The following is a 16,950-nucleotide window of genomic DNA, read 5'->3' as shown; positions in this document are numbered from 1 at the left end:
TTCGAATTCCTGTTCTACTACGTATGACAATAAATCTTGTTATGAAATTGTGCGCTATGTTATGTGTTGATTATGCGTGTTCAATTTATAAGGATGATAATTGAGAAGTCAATCACAACAATAACTTATATAAATCATAGGGGTAGGTTTATCAGTAGCTTGTCGGGAAGGGGGGATACCAACCCTATTCATTGCTAAGTCATGCTCTACAACGATAGGCTTGGTATCATTTCTGCTGGGAGGTTTGGCTATATGCTTGATTACATATAAAGTGGTGTCAGGCTAGTTTAAAACGAGCGACATTATCTTGCAGGCTGACTGCCAGTTGACTCAATTCTACGCAGGCCTGGGCTGTTTGTCCGGCACCTGAAGCCACCTCTGTCGACGATAAGCTGATGTTTTCGACATTGCGTCCGAGCTCTTCAGTGACAGAGTTCTGCTCGCTACAGGCGCTGGCAATTTGCATACTCATTGTTGCGATCTGGCCAACTTCCTGTTCGATTTGAGCGATATCATTGCCCGTATCTTGTGATTGCCCAACACATTCGTGGATAAGAGTGCAGCTCTGCTTGGTTGCTTCGCCTGCTTCTTTGGCTCTATTTTGCAACTGTTCAATGATTGTGATGATTTCACTGGTTGATGCCTGCGTCTTGCCTGCCAGTGAGCGCACTTCGTCGGCAACGACAGCAAATCCGCGGCCCTGCTCGCCAGCACGGGCAGCTTCAATAGCCGCATTCAGGGCAAGCAGATTGGTTTGCTCGGCAATCCCGCTGATCACATCGACAACCATGCTGATACTGGCTGAATCTTTTTCAAGTTGCTCAACCATCTTGCCCGCATCTTCGATAACGCCAGCAACCTGCTGAATACTTTGCATATTCTGCCGTACCGTTTTGCCGCCGCGGCTGGCATTTTCGGTAGCTGTAGTCGCGGAGTGAGAGGCGTCTTCGGTATTGCTGGCCACTTCGTTGACGGTAGATTGCATTTGGTTCATGGCAGCGGCAATCATGTTGATTTCGTCTTGCTGCTGTTTCATCCCTTGCGATGTTTGCTCTGATACCGCACTGACTTCTTCTATCGCAGCGCTAAGCTGGGTGACGGCGCTAGAAATCTCATGAATTAAATCACGAAGTCTGTTTTGCATCGAGACACAGGCCGATGCCAGCTTGCCCAGTTCGTCGTTGCCCATAGCATTGAGATCAAGCTGATAGGTGAGATCACCTGCAGCAATGCATTCGGCCATTTCGATTGTTGTCTTTAGTGGCTGGCAGATTTGGCGAGTCAGGAAGAACGTCATGGCAACCATAAAGCTCAGGATGATGGCAATACCGCTTATTGTCAGAAGGTTTGTCTGTGATACGCGATCTAACACCTTCAATCTATCTTGAGCTGTATAGGACTGATTAAGCTCAAATAATGCCTGAAGACTTTTGTCTACTTTGAGAAAGCTGTCAAAACTGTCCAGTACTAGCTGGTTTGCACGTGACGTTTCCTTGGCTCTAATGGCCGAAATAAAGGCGGCTTGCTGTGATTTGTAACCCTGCCATGCATCGCTAACGGCATTAAAATGCTTGATGTCATCATCACTCCACAGCGTTTCTTCGTATTGTGCGAGCTTGTGATCCATTTCGCTTATCATTTTTTCATAGTCACCGATCCAGGTATTCATGCTGGGGTGGTTAATATTTGGAATAAGAGAAAATTGATCTTTGCGGATAGTAGCAGCATCCGTCTGCATGTCTTTAACTAATACAATGCTAGGTAATGACGTATCAGTCAGTACCAATACACTGTCTTTGAGTTTTCCGACTTCAGAAGTAAGAAAGCCTCCCAACGCAGCGACTGCGATAGAGATGACCATAAATACTGCGCCAATCTTTCTACCGACTGACAGGTGTTTAAAGCTCATAAGGTGAAATTCCCGATCTATTGCATGGGACTATGCTTAAGTCTCATTATGAAAGTGCGTGGTATGTTATTGGTTGAATATGGGGGTTCAATTCATGGACTTCAGAATTGAGATATTCCTTCCAACTATAATTTGGCTGGAGTAGGGAAATATTGTGAAGTGCCGCTTGCTACATCTGGATTATTATTTCTCGCAATCCAAATGTGACAACATCGACACATTTTCTTATTGTTTATTACTGGAGAAATAGGTTTGAAATTGCAGTTTGTGAAAGAATATTCATGGTCTAAATACAGGCCAGAATTAAAGGTAATTTCTTTTACTTTACTGATTTTATAAATAACGCTCATCCCAGCTCAGCCTGTTTAAAAAAGGGTTATTTTCCGACTCAATAACACAATAATCAGTTTCTACTATGGTTGAGTATTTGATTTATTTTTAGAATGCGTAAGAAACATCATTTCAATCAATAAGTAATAACTCCTTAAAAGGAAATGAGATGCGCAAGGTTCTATATCCAGTTGCAGCTATGACTTTCATGACATTTAGTGCAGTCAGTCATTCATCAACCATTGATCAGACAGATACACTATCCGATATTATTCAGTCGACAACACCCTATTTTCAGCAAGAGTGCCATTTATACGGAAACGAAAGTTCATTACCGGAAAGCTGTAATTACTATGTCCTAAACCTGGCTGATATCAACCAAGAGCAGAGAAAGGTATTCACCTATGAGCTGTTGGGTTTAGGGGTAGAAAGCGACGTTGTATTGGTCACCAAGCCGAACGATATCAAGAAAAGGGAAATCTACCTTCTTGATAACATGGATGAAGATTATATTGTTTCTCGCCTGGTAAATGACCTCAGTAAGCTGAGCAGAAGCCGGCGATCAACTGCACAGGATAGCGGCAGCGTGATGGAGTTTATTATTCATCGCCGGTTCAATGTCGAACGTCAGAACAAGGGCAATGTGACTTTAAAATATAAAGTCCGCTATTACAGCAAGTCGCCATTTTATGCCCGCTCTGGTGACAAGGATAAATATGTAGAAATTGTCCTTGCCGAAGGTTCTGGCGTAGACATGGGTATGGAAGGAAGTTGGTCGGATATTTATCGTCGCTGGCGCCATAACTACACCTCTACAAGTTACGTTTACAATGAATATCTTGATGCGGTTAATGTTGATATTAAAGTGAATGACAGAGCAAAACTGCAGGCCGGTGAAATTTACCTCAATGACTTTTACCCGAGGATGCAGGATCAAGTTGAGTCTAAAATCGAAAAAGAAACTACTACGAGCATCAAAGTAGGGTTAGGTTTTTCACCTAAGATCCCGATTAAAGACATTGAATACAGCTTTAGCGATAAATACAGCATCACCAACAAAAAAGAATTCGGCCTGGTGACCAAAACGAATCGTGATGGTTATAACATTGAGTATGTTAATAACAAATACGGTTCTGCGATTAAGGCTGTCAATGGATTTTGTAATTTGGGCACCGCTGATGGTTGGTGTTGGGATTATGATGATTATGGCGACAACCCATGGGATTTCGACAAACTAAGGGCTAATAACCCACTCGCAGTGAGTGGGCTGCGTCCTGATTTTATTGCAAAGATTGCTGCCAAAGACACGGTATCAGGCGCTTCCAATATTACCGTCAAAACGACGGTGAACAGCCTGGCACTGTTTGGCCATAACCGTTGGATTCTCGGGCGTCGCTACGCATCGGGCAGTCAGTTATGGACAGCGAATACCAGCGCTGACCGTGATTGGAAAGAATCGACTGATTATGAAAAGTTATCCTATACCGATCAGTTTTCTTTGCTGGTGGATTGGGAGAGCCCGTGGTTCCTTGGTGCTGATTCTGTAACGATAAAATCTACTTACCTTAGTCAGGACAGTGCCCAGTGCCTGACAGTGAAAGATGGTGGAGCATTAGCCTTCGAGAGCTGTGTTGATGGTTCAAAATCCCAGTCGTTTATTTACGATCAGGAGAAACGCTACCGTAGCATTGCCAATATCGATCAGTGCCTGGATACCGAGGGAGGAACATTGTTCCTAAGTTCGGATTGTTCAGCTGACTTTGCGAAAAATACGCAAGTTTGGTACTGGCAGGAGCCTAATGGTTTTGCCAACGATGTGCTTTATACCGTTAACTATGACCGGACGATTAATGCTATTGATGCGTCATCAAAGGCACCGAAGGTTGTAACGCTGGCAGACAATGAAGAGAAGCCACAAGGTGTGCTCTATACCAGTCGGTTTACGGATTTTAGTAAGATAAGACCATAAGAAACACATCGTTCGTAGCATAATCCATGGTTGATTAACACTAAACCACCCCGGCCCGGGGTGGTTTTTAGTTTTGACCAGAGGCGTTTAAGGGATATCAACCTGTTGCTTATGTTCTTGTGAGGTATAAAATGAGCTGGCTTAGCTAAAGGGTTGTAACAGCTGAATTATCTTGGAGTATGCGATGCGCCAGTTGATAAAAAATGCGGTAGTGATTGATGGCAGTGGCGGAAACACTTTTTCTGGGGATGTGCTGATTGATGGTGAGTTTATTGCCTCGGTAGCACCATATATCGATGAAAGGGCTGATGTGGTGATTGAGGCTAATGGCGCATACCTTGCACCGGGATTCATTGATGTCCATAGCCATGCAGATTTGGCCACTTTTTTGCCGCAGGGCTTTAAGCCTAAAGTTCTGCAGGGGATAACAACCGAACTGGTTGGGCTTTGCGGATTGGGTGTTGCTCCTTTGCCCAAACATCTGCAGCCAGAACTCCGGGACCGGCTTATCATTGGGAACCCACCAGTTGACTGGAACTGGGATGATTATGCTAGTTACTGCCACTCACTGAGTCAGCATGGGCTCGAGGTGAATTTGTCAGCGTTTCTTCCTCATGGCTTGTTGCGTTATCAAATTTGTGGCAATAGTCATTTCCCCATGAGTTCACAGCAGCGCTGCCAGCTGGCAAAGTTAACCGATGAAACGCTGGCTGCTGGGGCCAGAGGGATCAGCCTTGGGCTGATTTACCATCCGGCATTATTTAGTGATAGGGAAGAATTACTCACCGTTGCACAGGTTGCTGCTCAACATCGCAAGCCGCTTGCTGTTCATGTGCGTAGTGAGAGTGACGAGATTCTGGAAGCTGTGCAAGAGATGGTTGCCATCTCACAGCAAGCGGGCTGCCAGTTACATATTTCCCACCTAAAATTGATAGGGCGACGTAATGCCGACAAACTAGACTCGTTACTGGCGTTGATTGATCGTCACAATCTGACCTTTGACCAATACCCATATCATTACGGCAGTACGACGTTGTTTTCGATTTTGCCTCCTGCACTTATTCGTACCTATGCGCCGGATGAGTTAATGAATGCATTGAATACTCAACCAATCAGACGACAGGTTAAGGATTGGTTTTCAGAGCGACTGTTACCTCAGGCGGGTGAACCATGGGATAATCTGCCTGCTTTGGTAGGGTGGGAGAACATTCTGATATGTGAGGTAGAAACGCCGTCAGCGAGGAAATGGTTGGGGCTGTCGGTATCAGAGTGTGCCCGACAAACTGATCGGCATCCGGTTGATTTTGTGCTGGATCTTCTTGTCAGTGAGCGTGGTAATGTACGAATGATTGACTACTTCATGGATGAAGCGCTGGTGGAGCGTATATTTACCCATCCGAGGGGAATGGTCGGTACTGATACCATTTTCGGCGGTCAGATCCATCCAAGGGTAAGCGGGACTTTCCCTCGAATTATTAATCAATTTGTTAAGCATAAGCAGCTTCTCCCCTTAGAGCAGGCTATTCATAAGATGACAGCGCTGAGTGCAGAGACATTCGGGTTGCGTAAGCGTGGTAAAATTGCATCTGGCTACTATGCTGATATCAGTCTGTTTGGTGCTGATTTCAGCGATCATTCGACAATAGAGCAACCGGATGCTTTTGCCCGCGGGCTGAGAGATCTATGGGTCAATGGCTGCCGGAAAGTGGCTGGTGGAGAGTATCTGGAAACACGTTCTGGCCAGCTGTTACATCACTGGACGGGTAATAGGCATCTGTAGCGCGACGTGAGTTGCAAGAATGGATTAAGCGGTTAAAAAACCAGCATTTGTTTCCAATAATACTTGCCTAACATCCAGTTCGTGATAATTTCTCCTCACTGTTTATTTATGGGATGACTACCATGCCAAAGGCAAGTGAAATTAAAAAGTTTGCAGCTATCGAACATAACGGCAAAGTGTACCTTGTTAAAGAGATCAGCAAGTTGACACCAAGCGGCCGCGCAGGTGCAAGCCTTTACAGAATGCGTCTGTATGATGTTGCTACAGGCGTGAAAGCTGATGAAAGCTTCAAAGCAGATGAGATGATCAATCTGGCTGACTTCAGCCGCCATCAGGCATCTTTCTCTTACATTGATGGTGATGAGTATGTCTTCATGGATGATGAAGACTATACACCGTACAACTTCAATAAAGAGGCGATTGCCGAAGAGCTTCTGTTTATTACCGAAGAAACCAAGGGTATTCAGGTTTTGACTGTTGATGGTTCTCCAGTCGCGATTGAACTGCCTGCAACTGTTGACTTGGTGATTGTTGAAACCGATCCTTCGATCAAAGGTGCATCGGCAAGTGCTCGTACTAAGCCTGCTGTACTGTCAACTGGCCTTACTGTTCAGGTGCCTGAGTACATTGCCAGCGGTGAAAAGATCAAGGTCAACACTGCCGAGCATAAATTCATGAGCCGTGCTGATTCTAAGTAATCGACAGACTCTTTGAGCTGGTTATTAAAAGCCCAACTGGTGAATGCTCACTGGTTGGGCTTTTCTGTGGCTGCTGCTCAGTTTTAGTGGCAGGTTTTGACTTGCTAATGGTGCAATTTAAAACTCAGCTTCAACCTGGAATTGCATGAACTCATTGGTAATGGGATGAGTCAGTTCCAGTCTTTCTGCGTGCAGGTGAAGACGGTTGGCTTTTTTGCCGTAAAGGTCATCACCAATCATCGGCATATGTAGGCCTTCAATATGGGCACAGTGAACGCGAAGTTGATGGGTACGCCCTGTTTTAGGGTACAAATAGACCTTAGTTCGTGCGCTCTTTCGCTCAATAACTTCCCATTTGGTTTCTGCTGGCTTGCCGTGCTGGTAGCAAACTAACTGGCGAGGGCGGTCATCAATATCACCACGCAAAGGCAGCTTAATAATGCCTTCGTCTTGTTCAATCAAGCCGTCGACCAAGGCGACATAGCGCTTTTGCACGGTACGCTGGATGAACTGCTTCTGCAGGCTTTTATTTGCCCGGTGGCTTAATGCAATAACCATCAACCCGGAGGTAGACATGTCGAGGCGATGAACAATAAGCGGCCCAGTTGCATCAGGGAACTGTTGTTTCATTCTGTGGTAGACAGAATCTTCAATGGTTTTTCCCGGTACCGATAGGAATTCAGCTGGTTTGTTGACCACAGCCATATCATTATCCTGGTAGATAACCTCGACGGTTTTTCCTTCGCAAGGGTTAACCAGTAGCGGGTTTTCATCCATTTCAATACCGTCCAGCATATGCTCCAAAATCGGTTGGCATTTACCTTTGCAGGCCGGGTAGAAGTTTTTATGTTGTCTGATCTCAGATTTTGGTGATGAGCCCCACCAGAACTCAGCCATTGCCAGCGGCTTCATTCCCCATTTGAAAGCGTACTGCAACAACTTGGGGGCAGCGCACTCACCGGCACCAGCAGGTGGAACCTTGCGAGAGGTATCGACAAACAGTTCATTGAGATCTTTCTCGATGCCGTCTACGTTAAGGAAACGGTATTGGGCAAACAGCTTCTTTTGCAGCTCAGATGAGAGGGACTTACGCTTGGCCTTGAGCTCGTTTACTTCATCAGTAAGATCATTGAGCTGTTGCTGCAAAGCGCCTAGGCGTGATTCCCAATGTAGCTTAAGATCTCGCAGTTGCAGCTTTTCAATCACACTTTCTTGGCTAAGTCGCTTTTTCAGCTCTTGAAGCTCATCTGATGAAAGGGCGGTTCCGTTGGCCCGTAGTGCCTTTCGTGTTTTGCGCCCTTCGACCATACGGCTTCGGTGAGCTTCCAGTTGTTTGCGGCTTTCGGCTTGTTCTTGTTTTAGGCTTTGGCGAGTTATCTCAATCTCGGGATTACTCGCTAGCTTTTTGATAACAGCGGTGAGTTTGTTGATTTCTAACTGCTCACTAAGAAAGAAGCTATCTTCGGCCAGCATATCGAATACAGGTGGAACAAAGTGTGACAGTAGGTTTTGATCAGCCATTTTTCCAGAAAATGCAGACAGGTAGCCAATCTCTCCTTGCTCATTTTGAACCAGCAGGACACCAAACATCTTACCAATAGGTGCGGTTTTGTCCTCGGAAAGGCCAAAATTATGCTGCCACTCGGTTTGCGTTTCCAGGTGGTGCTGTAACTCTTTCGCCGCCAGTAAACACAGAGGATGAGGCTCATAGTAGAACGGAAACGTAAAACGCTCCGGTAAGCTATATGTGTCAATCGATTCTTTAAACGGCGTAAAACAATGTTCCGGGGAGTGCATATGCTGATCTATTGTGATGATGTTGAACCCTAGGAGCATGCAGCTCACAGGGGAGTAAGGCGGCGATTCTAACCTTTCGGCGTTGAGATATCACTATAGGATGGTGAATTCTTATTGTTTTGCTCTATTGCGCTAACTTCTACCTGGGACTAATTAGCGTGATTTAAGCCTGCTATTGAGTGGCTGTTCATTGCCTTGCGTCGAAGGTATTTCTTCTGCTTGTATTGTGCGAACTATTGATGATGCATTACTGGAGTGCATGTATTTGCCCTGAGAATTTCCTATTAAGTATGATTTGTTTGGCGAATATCAAATTCAATATCCAACTGGTTGGTATTATACCGAGTTCATTTAATCAAGAATGTACTGACCTGTTGCATTGAACGGCTTCTACTTTTACAGGTTGGTCTTACAGTCAAAATTATAGACATTTACGCTTGTTACCTGCGGAGATGTATTAGTTTTATGCAGTATTAATGGAGTAATTATGAAACTTAGGGCTTTATTTCTGTCCGTTTTTTTGATCTTGCCAAGCCTGGCCTTTGCAGAAACGGCAAGCAACGAATCTGATGAAGATGCATATTATGAGTGGGCGTCGAAAGTCTGGGATTCGCTTGACCGCCAGAAAGGTAAAATAGAACTACCCAGCGCTATTGCAACCCTAAACATCCCGGAAGACTTTTATTATTTATCGTCCAGTGACTCAGAAACTGTTTTAGTTGATGTCTGGGGGAACCCACCGGGACAGAATACGCTGGGTATGATTTTTCCTGCCGGTTCGACACCATTTGATAATGACTCATGGGCGGTGACGATTCGTTATGAGGAAGATGGTTATGTATCTGATAGTGATGCAAATGATATCGACTATACCGAGCTGTTAGATAAGATGAAGGCTGATGTCGTGGCGGAAAGCCAGGTTCGCGTCGACCAAGGTTATGAGCCTATCGAGCTTATTGGCTGGGCTGCTCCGCCTCATTATGATTCTCAAACCCATAAATTATATTGGGCGAAAGAGATTAAATTTGGTGAAGATTACATTAATACACTTAATTACAATATCAGAGTGTTGGGTCGAAAAGGTGTCTTGGTCTTAAACTTTATTGCGGCAATGGATCAAAAAGAACTGATTGAATCAAAGTTAGATTCAGTGTTGGCAATGGCAGAGTTTGATCAGGGGTCAAGATATATCGACTTTGATTCCAGTACCGATCAAATGGCTGCGTATGGTTTGGGTGCATTGGTGGCAGGTAAAGTAGCGACTAAAACGGGGCTCTTAGCTGCTGCGATGGTATTTCTTAAGAAGTTTGGCTTGGTTATTGTAGTCGGGATTGGGGCCTTCTTTAAAAAGCTCTTTAAGCGAAAAGAGTCATAAGGTTATATCAAGCTTATTGTCAGAACGATCTTGTCAGGCTGTATGGTTATGCAGCCTGATTTGTCATTACACCTAAAACCTAAGCCATTGTTGGCTAGACTGACAGGTTTGTCACTTTCTAATCTGCTTAATTTACAGATTGGCTATCAGACTTCTAGTTCCATAAGATAGCCACAGTATTTTCTTGAAGAAGTGGAACAGTATTGGCCAGAGCTGCTGGATTTCTTGCCAGTGAAATTCCTTGAAGTCGGGATACTGACTATTGCTAAGCAGTAACGGCTTTGGGTAACGGTTAAGCACAGTTTGACTAACGACATGCTCGGAGGAAAGCAGACTCGCCTGTTTGTAACCTTAGTGTCAACATTGCTGCTATTAATTTTGCTATCGAGGTTTCACCAGCGTGTAAAGAATTCTTATGGTTCTGCGCCCATTACGTATACTTAGGTGAAACGTGAACAAAGGAGAAGAACATGGCCCAGGTCAATCCTACTTTTGAAGATATTGTTAATGCTAACAAACAATATTCTCATAATTTCAGTCTGGGTGATGCTGCTGGTGTGGCCAACCTGTATACAGAGAATGGACAGTTCTTACTGCCAAACAGCGACTTCGTAACAGGAAGAGAAGCATTGCAGTCAACACTTCAAACTCTTATGGATTCTGGTATTAAATCAGTACAGTTAGAAACACTCGAAGTCGAGGATTATGGTGATACAGCCACTGAGGTGGGTAAGTATATACTTGAAGGTGACGGTGGAACTATGCTGGATAATGGCAAGTATGTTGTTATCTGGAAAAAAGAGGCCGGACAGTGGAAATTGCACCGAGATATTATAAATAGCAGTGTGGTCGATTAATTGGGCTTTATTACCTGCTGGCGTTAGAAATCTCCTAGCGCCTGTTTTATAGCCTTTATTACGGTGCGATGGGTCAACAGCACTTTGTAGTAGCGGGCTGAACTTGCTATGTCGAGGTTTGATAATTTTTTTACTATTGCCGTTTTTTCCTGACATATAGTTCTTTATAAACCTTGGCTATTAACTTGTCGTCTTCACCCAAAATTTCAAGCTTAAATTCCGGATGATATTTTTCACCATGTTCTGTGTGTTGAATTATGTCGTCTAACTCTTCTTGCGAAATAGCTATCACGCAGCGAATTGGCTTTTTGCTGGCCTTAACAAACTCAATATGCGCACTTTTATCCCACACAATGTAGTCTCGCCCTAACAGGTTGGTCAGCATCAGTGCTAAGTGAGGATCAACCATAGAATAGATACTTCCGCCAAAATGGGTGCCGAATGCATTTCTGTTGTACCAACGCATTTTCAGCCTGACTTCAACCTGCCGCCAGTCTTCTTTGATATAGGTGACTTTTATCCCGGCCCCTAGATAGGGCGGGTATAGGTTGATTAATCGCTTAAAAAACGTTGGGGACGATAGCTTAGATTTTTGTTCTTTTCTTGTTGCCTTCTGACCAATAGAGCTAGGCCTCTTACCTGTGCCTGTTGCGGAAACTGAAGTGGGAAAATAATCACTTAAAAAATCATTAGTCCATGATTTGGTTTGTGAGTAGCGATTTTTAGAGCACAGACTTTTTATGATACGTAACATTCGATGACCTTTTATTTATAAAATCAGAATGAAAACAGTTCTCTTCTCTATGTTTATACTCAAGTTACCTCAAGATGCTCGTTTCGGCGAGAATTACTTGGCCACGAGGTCGGGCCGTGCCGGCGAAGTTCCGATTAGAAGGTCTTGTATGCGGGCAAAGAGCCAAAAACCGGCTGTTTTCAGTGCGGGGAGGAAGTGAATGCTTGGAATTCTTACGCTGTACCGGGTCCGCGGCCCTCAGACAAATTGTGCCAAGTATTGGCTAATACCTGGCACTGTTTGATCTTATGTTTAACACATTTTATGCAAGGGACTGACTACATCTCTTTCATCGCTGAAATGACTGAAGGGTCATTGATCAGATTAAATAACAAGCTCTTTGCTGACGACCTTTGGGAGTCTGATAAGACCTTCTTAGGGTTCTCTCTGGATTGTGTCAGTATATTTTTGATGAATCTGTTGTTAGTACCGGATAGTTCGTACACAAATCTGAGAGTATCTAGCAATTCGCCTTGAGGTAAGCTATAAACAGCCATCTCACAACTTAGGTTATCCATCGAAAGTAAGTTGTTTACTACCTCTGTACGCTCAGCATTGAACTTCTCTTTGGCTTCATAGGCATCAATTAAAGTCTGCACTCTATCGGCGATTGCTACTGGCACTTCCATTGTTTTAGTTTCATGAGTCATTTCTGATTCACCTGTTTTAGCTGGGATTTAATCACTGGCTCAAGTTTACACGCTAGCTTATGTTTCGGCACCTGCTTTAATGTGAATGTGAGGTAGTACACCGCTTAAGTTGTCATTGAAATGCCTGGGTGCTTCTAGCTTTGGTTAGCCACGCCCATTTTGGGTATTCTATTTTGCTGTTTCTAAGCCTGCGTAGAGGTTGTAATGCGTTTCGAACCGCGCGGTTACGCAGTTTAGTTGATTTACTATGTTGGTAGTTTAGAAAATGGCAATTGAAGACATATAGTGGCATGTGAAAGTAATCTCATATGTTTATTGTGATCAAATTAAACATATGAAACATTCAGTGTCTAAATTTGTTAAAAGTGGCCTAGTGTAGAAATGGTATAGAGAAGAGTTCCTTATATAAAGTTATGTCCCGGACAAATTATGTTTCAGGAGGAGACACTTTATGAAGATTAAAGCTCATAAACTTATTCATAATGACGGCTCGCAAGTTCCCTTTATAAGGAGTCCTAACCAGGGCCGAGGTACGATTACTCCGCGATTTTTGGTGATGCATTATACTGCCGGCGCGAGCGCTGAGAGTTCGGTGAACTGGTTAACAAATCGAGATGCCAATGCGTCAGCACACTTAGTTATCGGCCGTGATGGCTCGATTGTGCAATTAGTCGATTTCAATCGAAAAGCTTGGCATGCAGGTAAAAGTCACTGGCGGGGAATAAGTGGACTTAATAGCCATTCCATCGGTATCGAATTGGATAATCCCGGTCTTCTTCAGGGGGCCCCAGGCAACTGGCGTACAACATGGGGGCGGTTGGTTCCAGATAGCGAAGTGCTCGTAGAGAAGCGCGAATCTGATAATGCGACGCTCGGTTGGCATACTTACACAGAGCAACAACTTGAGGTGGCAAGGGAAGTTTCTTTGGCACTTGTGCGGCATTACAATTTAGATGAAATTATCGGCCATGAAGATATAGCGCCAAACAGAAAAAGAGATCCCGGCACTGCTTTTCCTATGCTTTCATTCCAACACTTAATTGAAGGGCGTGATAGTGACGATGGGGAGGATATTTTTAAAACAACAGTTGCTCTTAATATTCGAAAAGGGCCAGGAACAGAGTTTGATAAATATACTGATGTATCTCCATTACCTCAGGGAACGCGGTTGTCTGTACTGAAAAAACATGGCGTATGGAGAAAAGTGGATGTCATTGATGTCATCAACAATGAGATGGATATTGTTGGTTGGGTACATAGCCGATATATAGCGTAATAATAACGCTTGGTTCAAAGCAGGCGGCATAACACCATTAATTTAGAGGGAGAGAAAAAATGGCTAAGGATACAATGGTAGAAATAAGTACAGATGATTCTCGGGCCAAGAACCCGATTTCGAATAATCAAGCGAACATTCCTGCTACGAAGCAATTTGTCGTCAATGCAACTGGAAACTTATTTATTGCGACAACGCTAAGCTCTCCCGATACGCCTGAAAATATCTCAGAGGAGGCCAAGGAAGCCTTTGCTCAGGTCAGCGTTTTTTTTGCTGCATTAACCAAGGCGATGTCAGATTCAGGTAAATCACTTTATGATTATGATGCTTTGAATGATTTGATCATGGGCTCGGGGCTTTTTGTTAATGTGACGAAAAGTACGATCAATTTTGAAAGCAGTAGCTGGGGGGTTACATTTTCGAATCAACTTATCCAGGCACTTCTCGGGCTGAGCGGAAACCTGGCTGCATTATCTCACTCCTTGCGTTCACTGATTGCATCGGTAGGGAGTGAAGGGCTTAAAGTTGCAAAGAATAGAGTGACATCTAATAAGAAAGTTGGAACGATTATTTTTGTCTGTGAGTATCTAATGGGTGCGGTCTCAATTACTCCACTTGTTTTTTCTATTGATGCGAGTTTATCTGAAGGTGATCTTAAGCTTGGACCTTGTTTCGATGCCAACAACCAAAAGAAAATTTTTCACATTGAAAAGGAAGTGCATTTATTCGTGCCACCCAATTTTATTCGTCAGGCGAGTGAACTTAACGAGGCCATGTCTGATCCCGAGTTCAACAATTTAGTTGAATCGATGAAGCGCAGTATAGAGGGAACAGACGGCTCTTCAGGTACATCCTCCCCAGCAGATAATTCAAAGGGTTAAGCCATGGGTATGTTGAGTTGGCTGTTTCGTCCGAAGCATAGTGAGTCCAAGAGCTCTCACTATGCTCCGTTAAGTAAATACTATGCCTTTAATGAGACGGGTAATGTAATGGTATGCACTACCAATGAAGGAGCAGAGGTAGTCAGTGATGCCTTGAAGCATATGTTTTCTGATATGAGCATTTTCTTTGCGGCGATGACGAAAGCCATAGCTACCCACAAGGACGCACAAGGAAAAGCCAACTCAATTTACAGTTCTGATGCCATTCTAAAGATTCTCGATAAATCTGAATTCTTTGTGGAAGCGAAACGTGAGTCAATCAAAGCGTCGTCGAGTGCGGTTGGTGACACAATGAGCAAGGAACTTACTGAAAGTATCTTAGGACGAGAGTTTGGCGAGAGTAGACTTCACTTTTCCCGAGGTTTGTTTCGTACGATGTCCTGCCGATTAGAGGACGCTAAGAAAGCAGAGCTTGATGGGGATGCTGGCAGTATATTCTTTGTCTGTGAAAACATACTGGGCCTACCAATGGTTAGCGCTGTTGTAGTGACACTTAAATCACCTAATGGCAAAGGCAGAACAACAAATGGGAACCCGGTTGATGAAGATAAAGGGATGGCAGAAATTCTCGATACGGCAGAGGATGAGCCCGCCAAAGGTATCATTCGAGAATGGGAGTTTGACAAACGAACCTATATTTTCATATCACCCAGATCAATATCAGGCGCTAACTTCCCAGAACCCGGGGATGACGTAGAATACGAAACACTCGTAGCCTCTCTGAAAGAGCATTTAATGCTAAAGACCGATAAGCTAGAAAATAACTGTTAAATTAGTAAGTAAGATAGACCCACTATATTTTTTACTATTGTAAATAATCCATTTCTATTGATTAGCCATATTAGCTTCGACTAGATATGGTATTCACCTCTACCGGCTGATATTGCCGTTAACTTATTGTTCTGTATTGCTTAAAGTCAGTCGGTAATGCCTTTGCTACTTCCGTTTATAGACAGTAGAAAGTTGCCTTCTATTTGTCTAGTTATGCAAACAATCCTGTCTGTTAATTTGTTGTCAACTAGTTAGGCCAGCATAACCTATCTGAAAACCAATCTCATGAGAATCATCTGTCCTCATTGGTTATAAAATATATTAATGCCTTTAATTTGGCCGAGAAACAGTTTTATCGACGTTGATGAGGCTGTTATTAATATTTCCTAGCAATAAGGATACCTTACACAATGAGCATTTTAATGAGTCTAATTGGTATGGTCGTTCTTTTAGCCATCGCTGTACTTCTTTCTGACAACAGAAAGGCAATAAACCTTAGAACTGTCGGAGGTGCTTTTGCTATCCAATTTGCACTTGGAGCATTCGTTCTTTATGTACCCTGGGGGAAAGACCTGTTAGGTGGTTTCTCTGATGGTGTTGCGAATGTTATCAATTACGGTAATGACGGTACGTCTTTCCTGTTCGGTGGTCTGGTTTCTGACAAGATGTTTGAGTTATTCGGTGGTGGTGGTTTTATCTTCGCCTTCCGGGTCCTTCCAACACTCATCTTCTTCTCTGCGCTGATCTCCGTGCTTTACTATATCGGCGCGATGCAGTGGGTCATCAAGATCCTTGGTGGTGCACTGGAGAAGGCGCTGGGTACGTCCCGCGCGGAATCTATGTCTGCAGCCGCTAACATCTTTGTCGGTCAGACAGAGGCCCCCTTGGTTGTTCGGCCGTTCGTGGCGAGAATGACACAGTCTGAGCTGTTTGCGGTAATGTGTGGTGGTTTGGCTTCAGTTGCTGGTGGGGTATTGGCGGGCTATGCGTCGATGGGGGTGCCACTGGAATACCTTGTAGCAGCATCTTTCATGGCGGCACCTGGTGGTCTGCTGTTTGCTAAAATCATCAAGCCTGAAACTGACCACTTCAAAGATGATATCCCTGACCAAGAAATTGCAGGTGAAGACGAGAAACCCGCTAATGTTATCGATGCCGCTGCTGGCGGTGCTTCAGCGGGTCTTAGCCTTGCGTTGAACGTTGGTGCAATGCTTATTGCATTTATTGGGCTTATTGCACTTATTAACGGTATTTTTGGTGGTATTGGCGGCTGGTTCGGTTACGAGCAGCTAAGCCTGGAATTAATTCTTGGCTGGATACTGGCACCTCTGGCTTTCCTAATTGGTGTTCCTTGGGAAGAAGCTACATTGGCTGGTTCCTTTATTGGTCAGAAGACCATAGTGAACGAATTTGTCGCCTATGTTAACTTCGTTCCGTATCTAGGCGAGGAGGCTAAGGTTGTTCCTGCTACCGGTGAAGTCATGACCGAAAAGACAACGGCAATTATTTCATTTGCACTTTGTGGTTTTGCCAATCTGTCATCTATTGCGATTCTTCTTGGTGGTTTGGGCGGGATTGCACCTAGCCGTCGTCATGATATCGCACGTATGGGCCTTAAGGCTGTGGCTGCGGGTACGCTTTCAAACTTGATGGCGGCAACGATCGCCGGATTTTGCATCAGCCTTGCTGCAGTTTAATACTGCCTAGATTGAAATAGTATCTGCGACACCTGCGACAAGAAAAACAGTGAGTTGTGACCATCATTTCTCTTTACTCCGGCCAAGAAGTGAAAAGCGATGATTTA

13 protein-coding genes and 1 pseudogene are annotated in these 16,950 nt (G+C 44.1%); 9 read left to right on the top strand and 5 right to left on the bottom strand.

Going from position 1 to position 16,950, the window contains the following annotated elements:
* Positions 1 to 277: 277 nt before the first annotated feature.
* On the bottom strand, positions 278 to 1,909 hold the full coding sequence (locus BIT28_RS17295; RefSeq protein WP_075765994.1) for a methyl-accepting chemotaxis protein: 1,632 nt from the start codon (positions 1,907 to 1,909) through the stop codon (positions 278 to 280).
* Between the two features lie 499 nt (positions 1,910 to 2,408).
* On the opposite strand from BIT28_RS17295, the gene BIT28_RS17290 reads away from it, so the two are divergent.
* From BIT28_RS17290 to efpL, 3 genes are all read left to right on the top strand, one after another.
* The gene (locus BIT28_RS17290) at positions 2,409 to 4,208 is read left to right on the top strand and encodes an RICIN domain-containing protein (RefSeq protein ID WP_075765992.1); all 1,800 of its coding nucleotides are present in this window, start codon (positions 2,409 to 2,411) and stop codon (positions 4,206 to 4,208) included.
* Positions 4,209 to 4,392: 184 nt separating this feature from the next.
* Positions 4,393 to 5,988 carry an N-acyl-D-amino-acid deacylase family protein gene (locus BIT28_RS17285; protein ID WP_075765990.1) on the top strand — a complete coding sequence of 532 codons (1,596 nt, stop codon included), beginning with the start codon at positions 4,393 to 4,395 and terminating at the stop codon, positions 5,986 to 5,988.
* A 122-nt stretch (positions 5,989 to 6,110) separates the two neighbouring features.
* Positions 6,111 to 6,686 carry an elongation factor P-like protein EfpL gene (gene efpL, locus BIT28_RS17280; protein WP_075765988.1) on the top strand — a complete coding sequence of 192 codons (576 nt, stop codon included), beginning with the start codon at positions 6,111 to 6,113 and terminating at the stop codon, positions 6,684 to 6,686.
* A 117-nt stretch (positions 6,687 to 6,803) separates the two neighbouring features.
* Here efpL and BIT28_RS17275 read toward each other — a convergent pair whose 3' ends face one another.
* Positions 6,804 to 8,483 carry an RluA family pseudouridine synthase gene (locus tag BIT28_RS17275; RefSeq protein ID WP_075766228.1) on the bottom strand — a complete coding sequence of 560 codons (1,680 nt, stop codon included), beginning with the start codon at positions 8,481 to 8,483 and terminating at the stop codon, positions 6,804 to 6,806.
* A gap of 487 nt (positions 8,484 to 8,970) precedes the next feature.
* Between BIT28_RS17275 and BIT28_RS17270 the strand changes: the two genes are divergently transcribed.
* Positions 8,971 to 9,858: a DUF2167 domain-containing protein gene (locus tag BIT28_RS17270; protein WP_175577556.1), complete on the top strand. Its 888-nt coding sequence runs from the start codon at positions 8,971 to 8,973 to the stop codon at positions 9,856 to 9,858.
* A gap of 132 nt (positions 9,859 to 9,990) precedes the next feature.
* On the opposite strand, the pseudogene BIT28_RS29345 reads toward BIT28_RS17270, so the two are convergent.
* Positions 9,991 to 10,194, bottom strand: a pseudogene (locus tag BIT28_RS29345) (DUF3404 domain-containing protein); the annotation flags it as partial.
* Positions 10,195 to 10,328: 134 nt separating this feature from the next.
* Here BIT28_RS29345 and BIT28_RS17265 point away from each other — a divergent pair.
* The gene (locus BIT28_RS17265; RefSeq protein WP_075765984.1) at positions 10,329 to 10,715 is read left to right on the top strand and encodes a YybH family protein; all 387 of its coding nucleotides are present in this window, start codon (positions 10,329 to 10,331) and stop codon (positions 10,713 to 10,715) included.
* Positions 10,716 to 10,848: 133 nt separating this feature from the next.
* Here the strand turns inward: BIT28_RS17265 and BIT28_RS17260 are convergent, their stop codons facing one another.
* The gene (locus BIT28_RS17260; RefSeq protein ID WP_083651919.1) at positions 10,849 to 11,469 is read right to left on the bottom strand and encodes a DUF4442 domain-containing protein; all 621 of its coding nucleotides are present in this window, start codon (positions 11,467 to 11,469) and stop codon (positions 10,849 to 10,851) included.
* A 317-nt stretch (positions 11,470 to 11,786) separates the two neighbouring features.
* Positions 11,787 to 12,158, bottom strand: a complete 372-nt coding sequence (locus tag BIT28_RS17255) for a hypothetical protein (RefSeq protein WP_075765982.1) — start codon at positions 12,156 to 12,158, stop codon at positions 11,787 to 11,789.
* Positions 12,159 to 12,609: 451 nt separating this feature from the next.
* On the opposite strand from BIT28_RS17255, the gene BIT28_RS17250 reads away from it, so the two are divergent.
* The 4 genes from BIT28_RS17250 to BIT28_RS17235 all read left to right on the top strand — a co-directional run bounded on the left by BIT28_RS17250 (position 12,610) and on the right by BIT28_RS17235 (position 16,843).
* Positions 12,610 to 13,434 (top strand): N-acetylmuramoyl-L-alanine amidase, encoded by an 825-nt coding sequence (locus BIT28_RS17250; RefSeq protein ID WP_075765980.1) that lies wholly within the window; start codon positions 12,610 to 12,612, stop codon positions 13,432 to 13,434.
* Between the two features lie 59 nt (positions 13,435 to 13,493).
* Complete coding sequence (locus BIT28_RS17245) at positions 13,494 to 14,315, top strand: hypothetical protein (protein WP_075765978.1); 822 nt, start codon at positions 13,494 to 13,496, stop codon at positions 14,313 to 14,315.
* Positions 14,316 to 14,318: 3 nt separating this feature from the next.
* The gene (locus BIT28_RS17240; protein WP_075765976.1) at positions 14,319 to 15,146 is read left to right on the top strand and encodes a hypothetical protein; all 828 of its coding nucleotides are present in this window, start codon (positions 14,319 to 14,321) and stop codon (positions 15,144 to 15,146) included.
* Positions 15,147 to 15,556: 410 nt separating this feature from the next.
* On the top strand, positions 15,557 to 16,843 hold the full coding sequence (locus tag BIT28_RS17235; RefSeq protein WP_075765974.1) for a NupC/NupG family nucleoside CNT transporter: 1,287 nt from the start codon (positions 15,557 to 15,559) through the stop codon (positions 16,841 to 16,843).
* Positions 16,844 to 16,950 lie beyond the last annotated feature (107 nt).

The organism is Photobacterium proteolyticum (assembly GCF_001939735.1).
In the GTDB taxonomy this organism is placed as follows: domain Bacteria; phylum Pseudomonadota; class Gammaproteobacteria; order Enterobacterales; family Vibrionaceae; genus Photobacterium; species Photobacterium proteolyticum.
The sequence above is the reverse complement of the archived record's forward strand: the minus strand, read 5'-3'. Positions and strand labels throughout refer to the sequence as shown.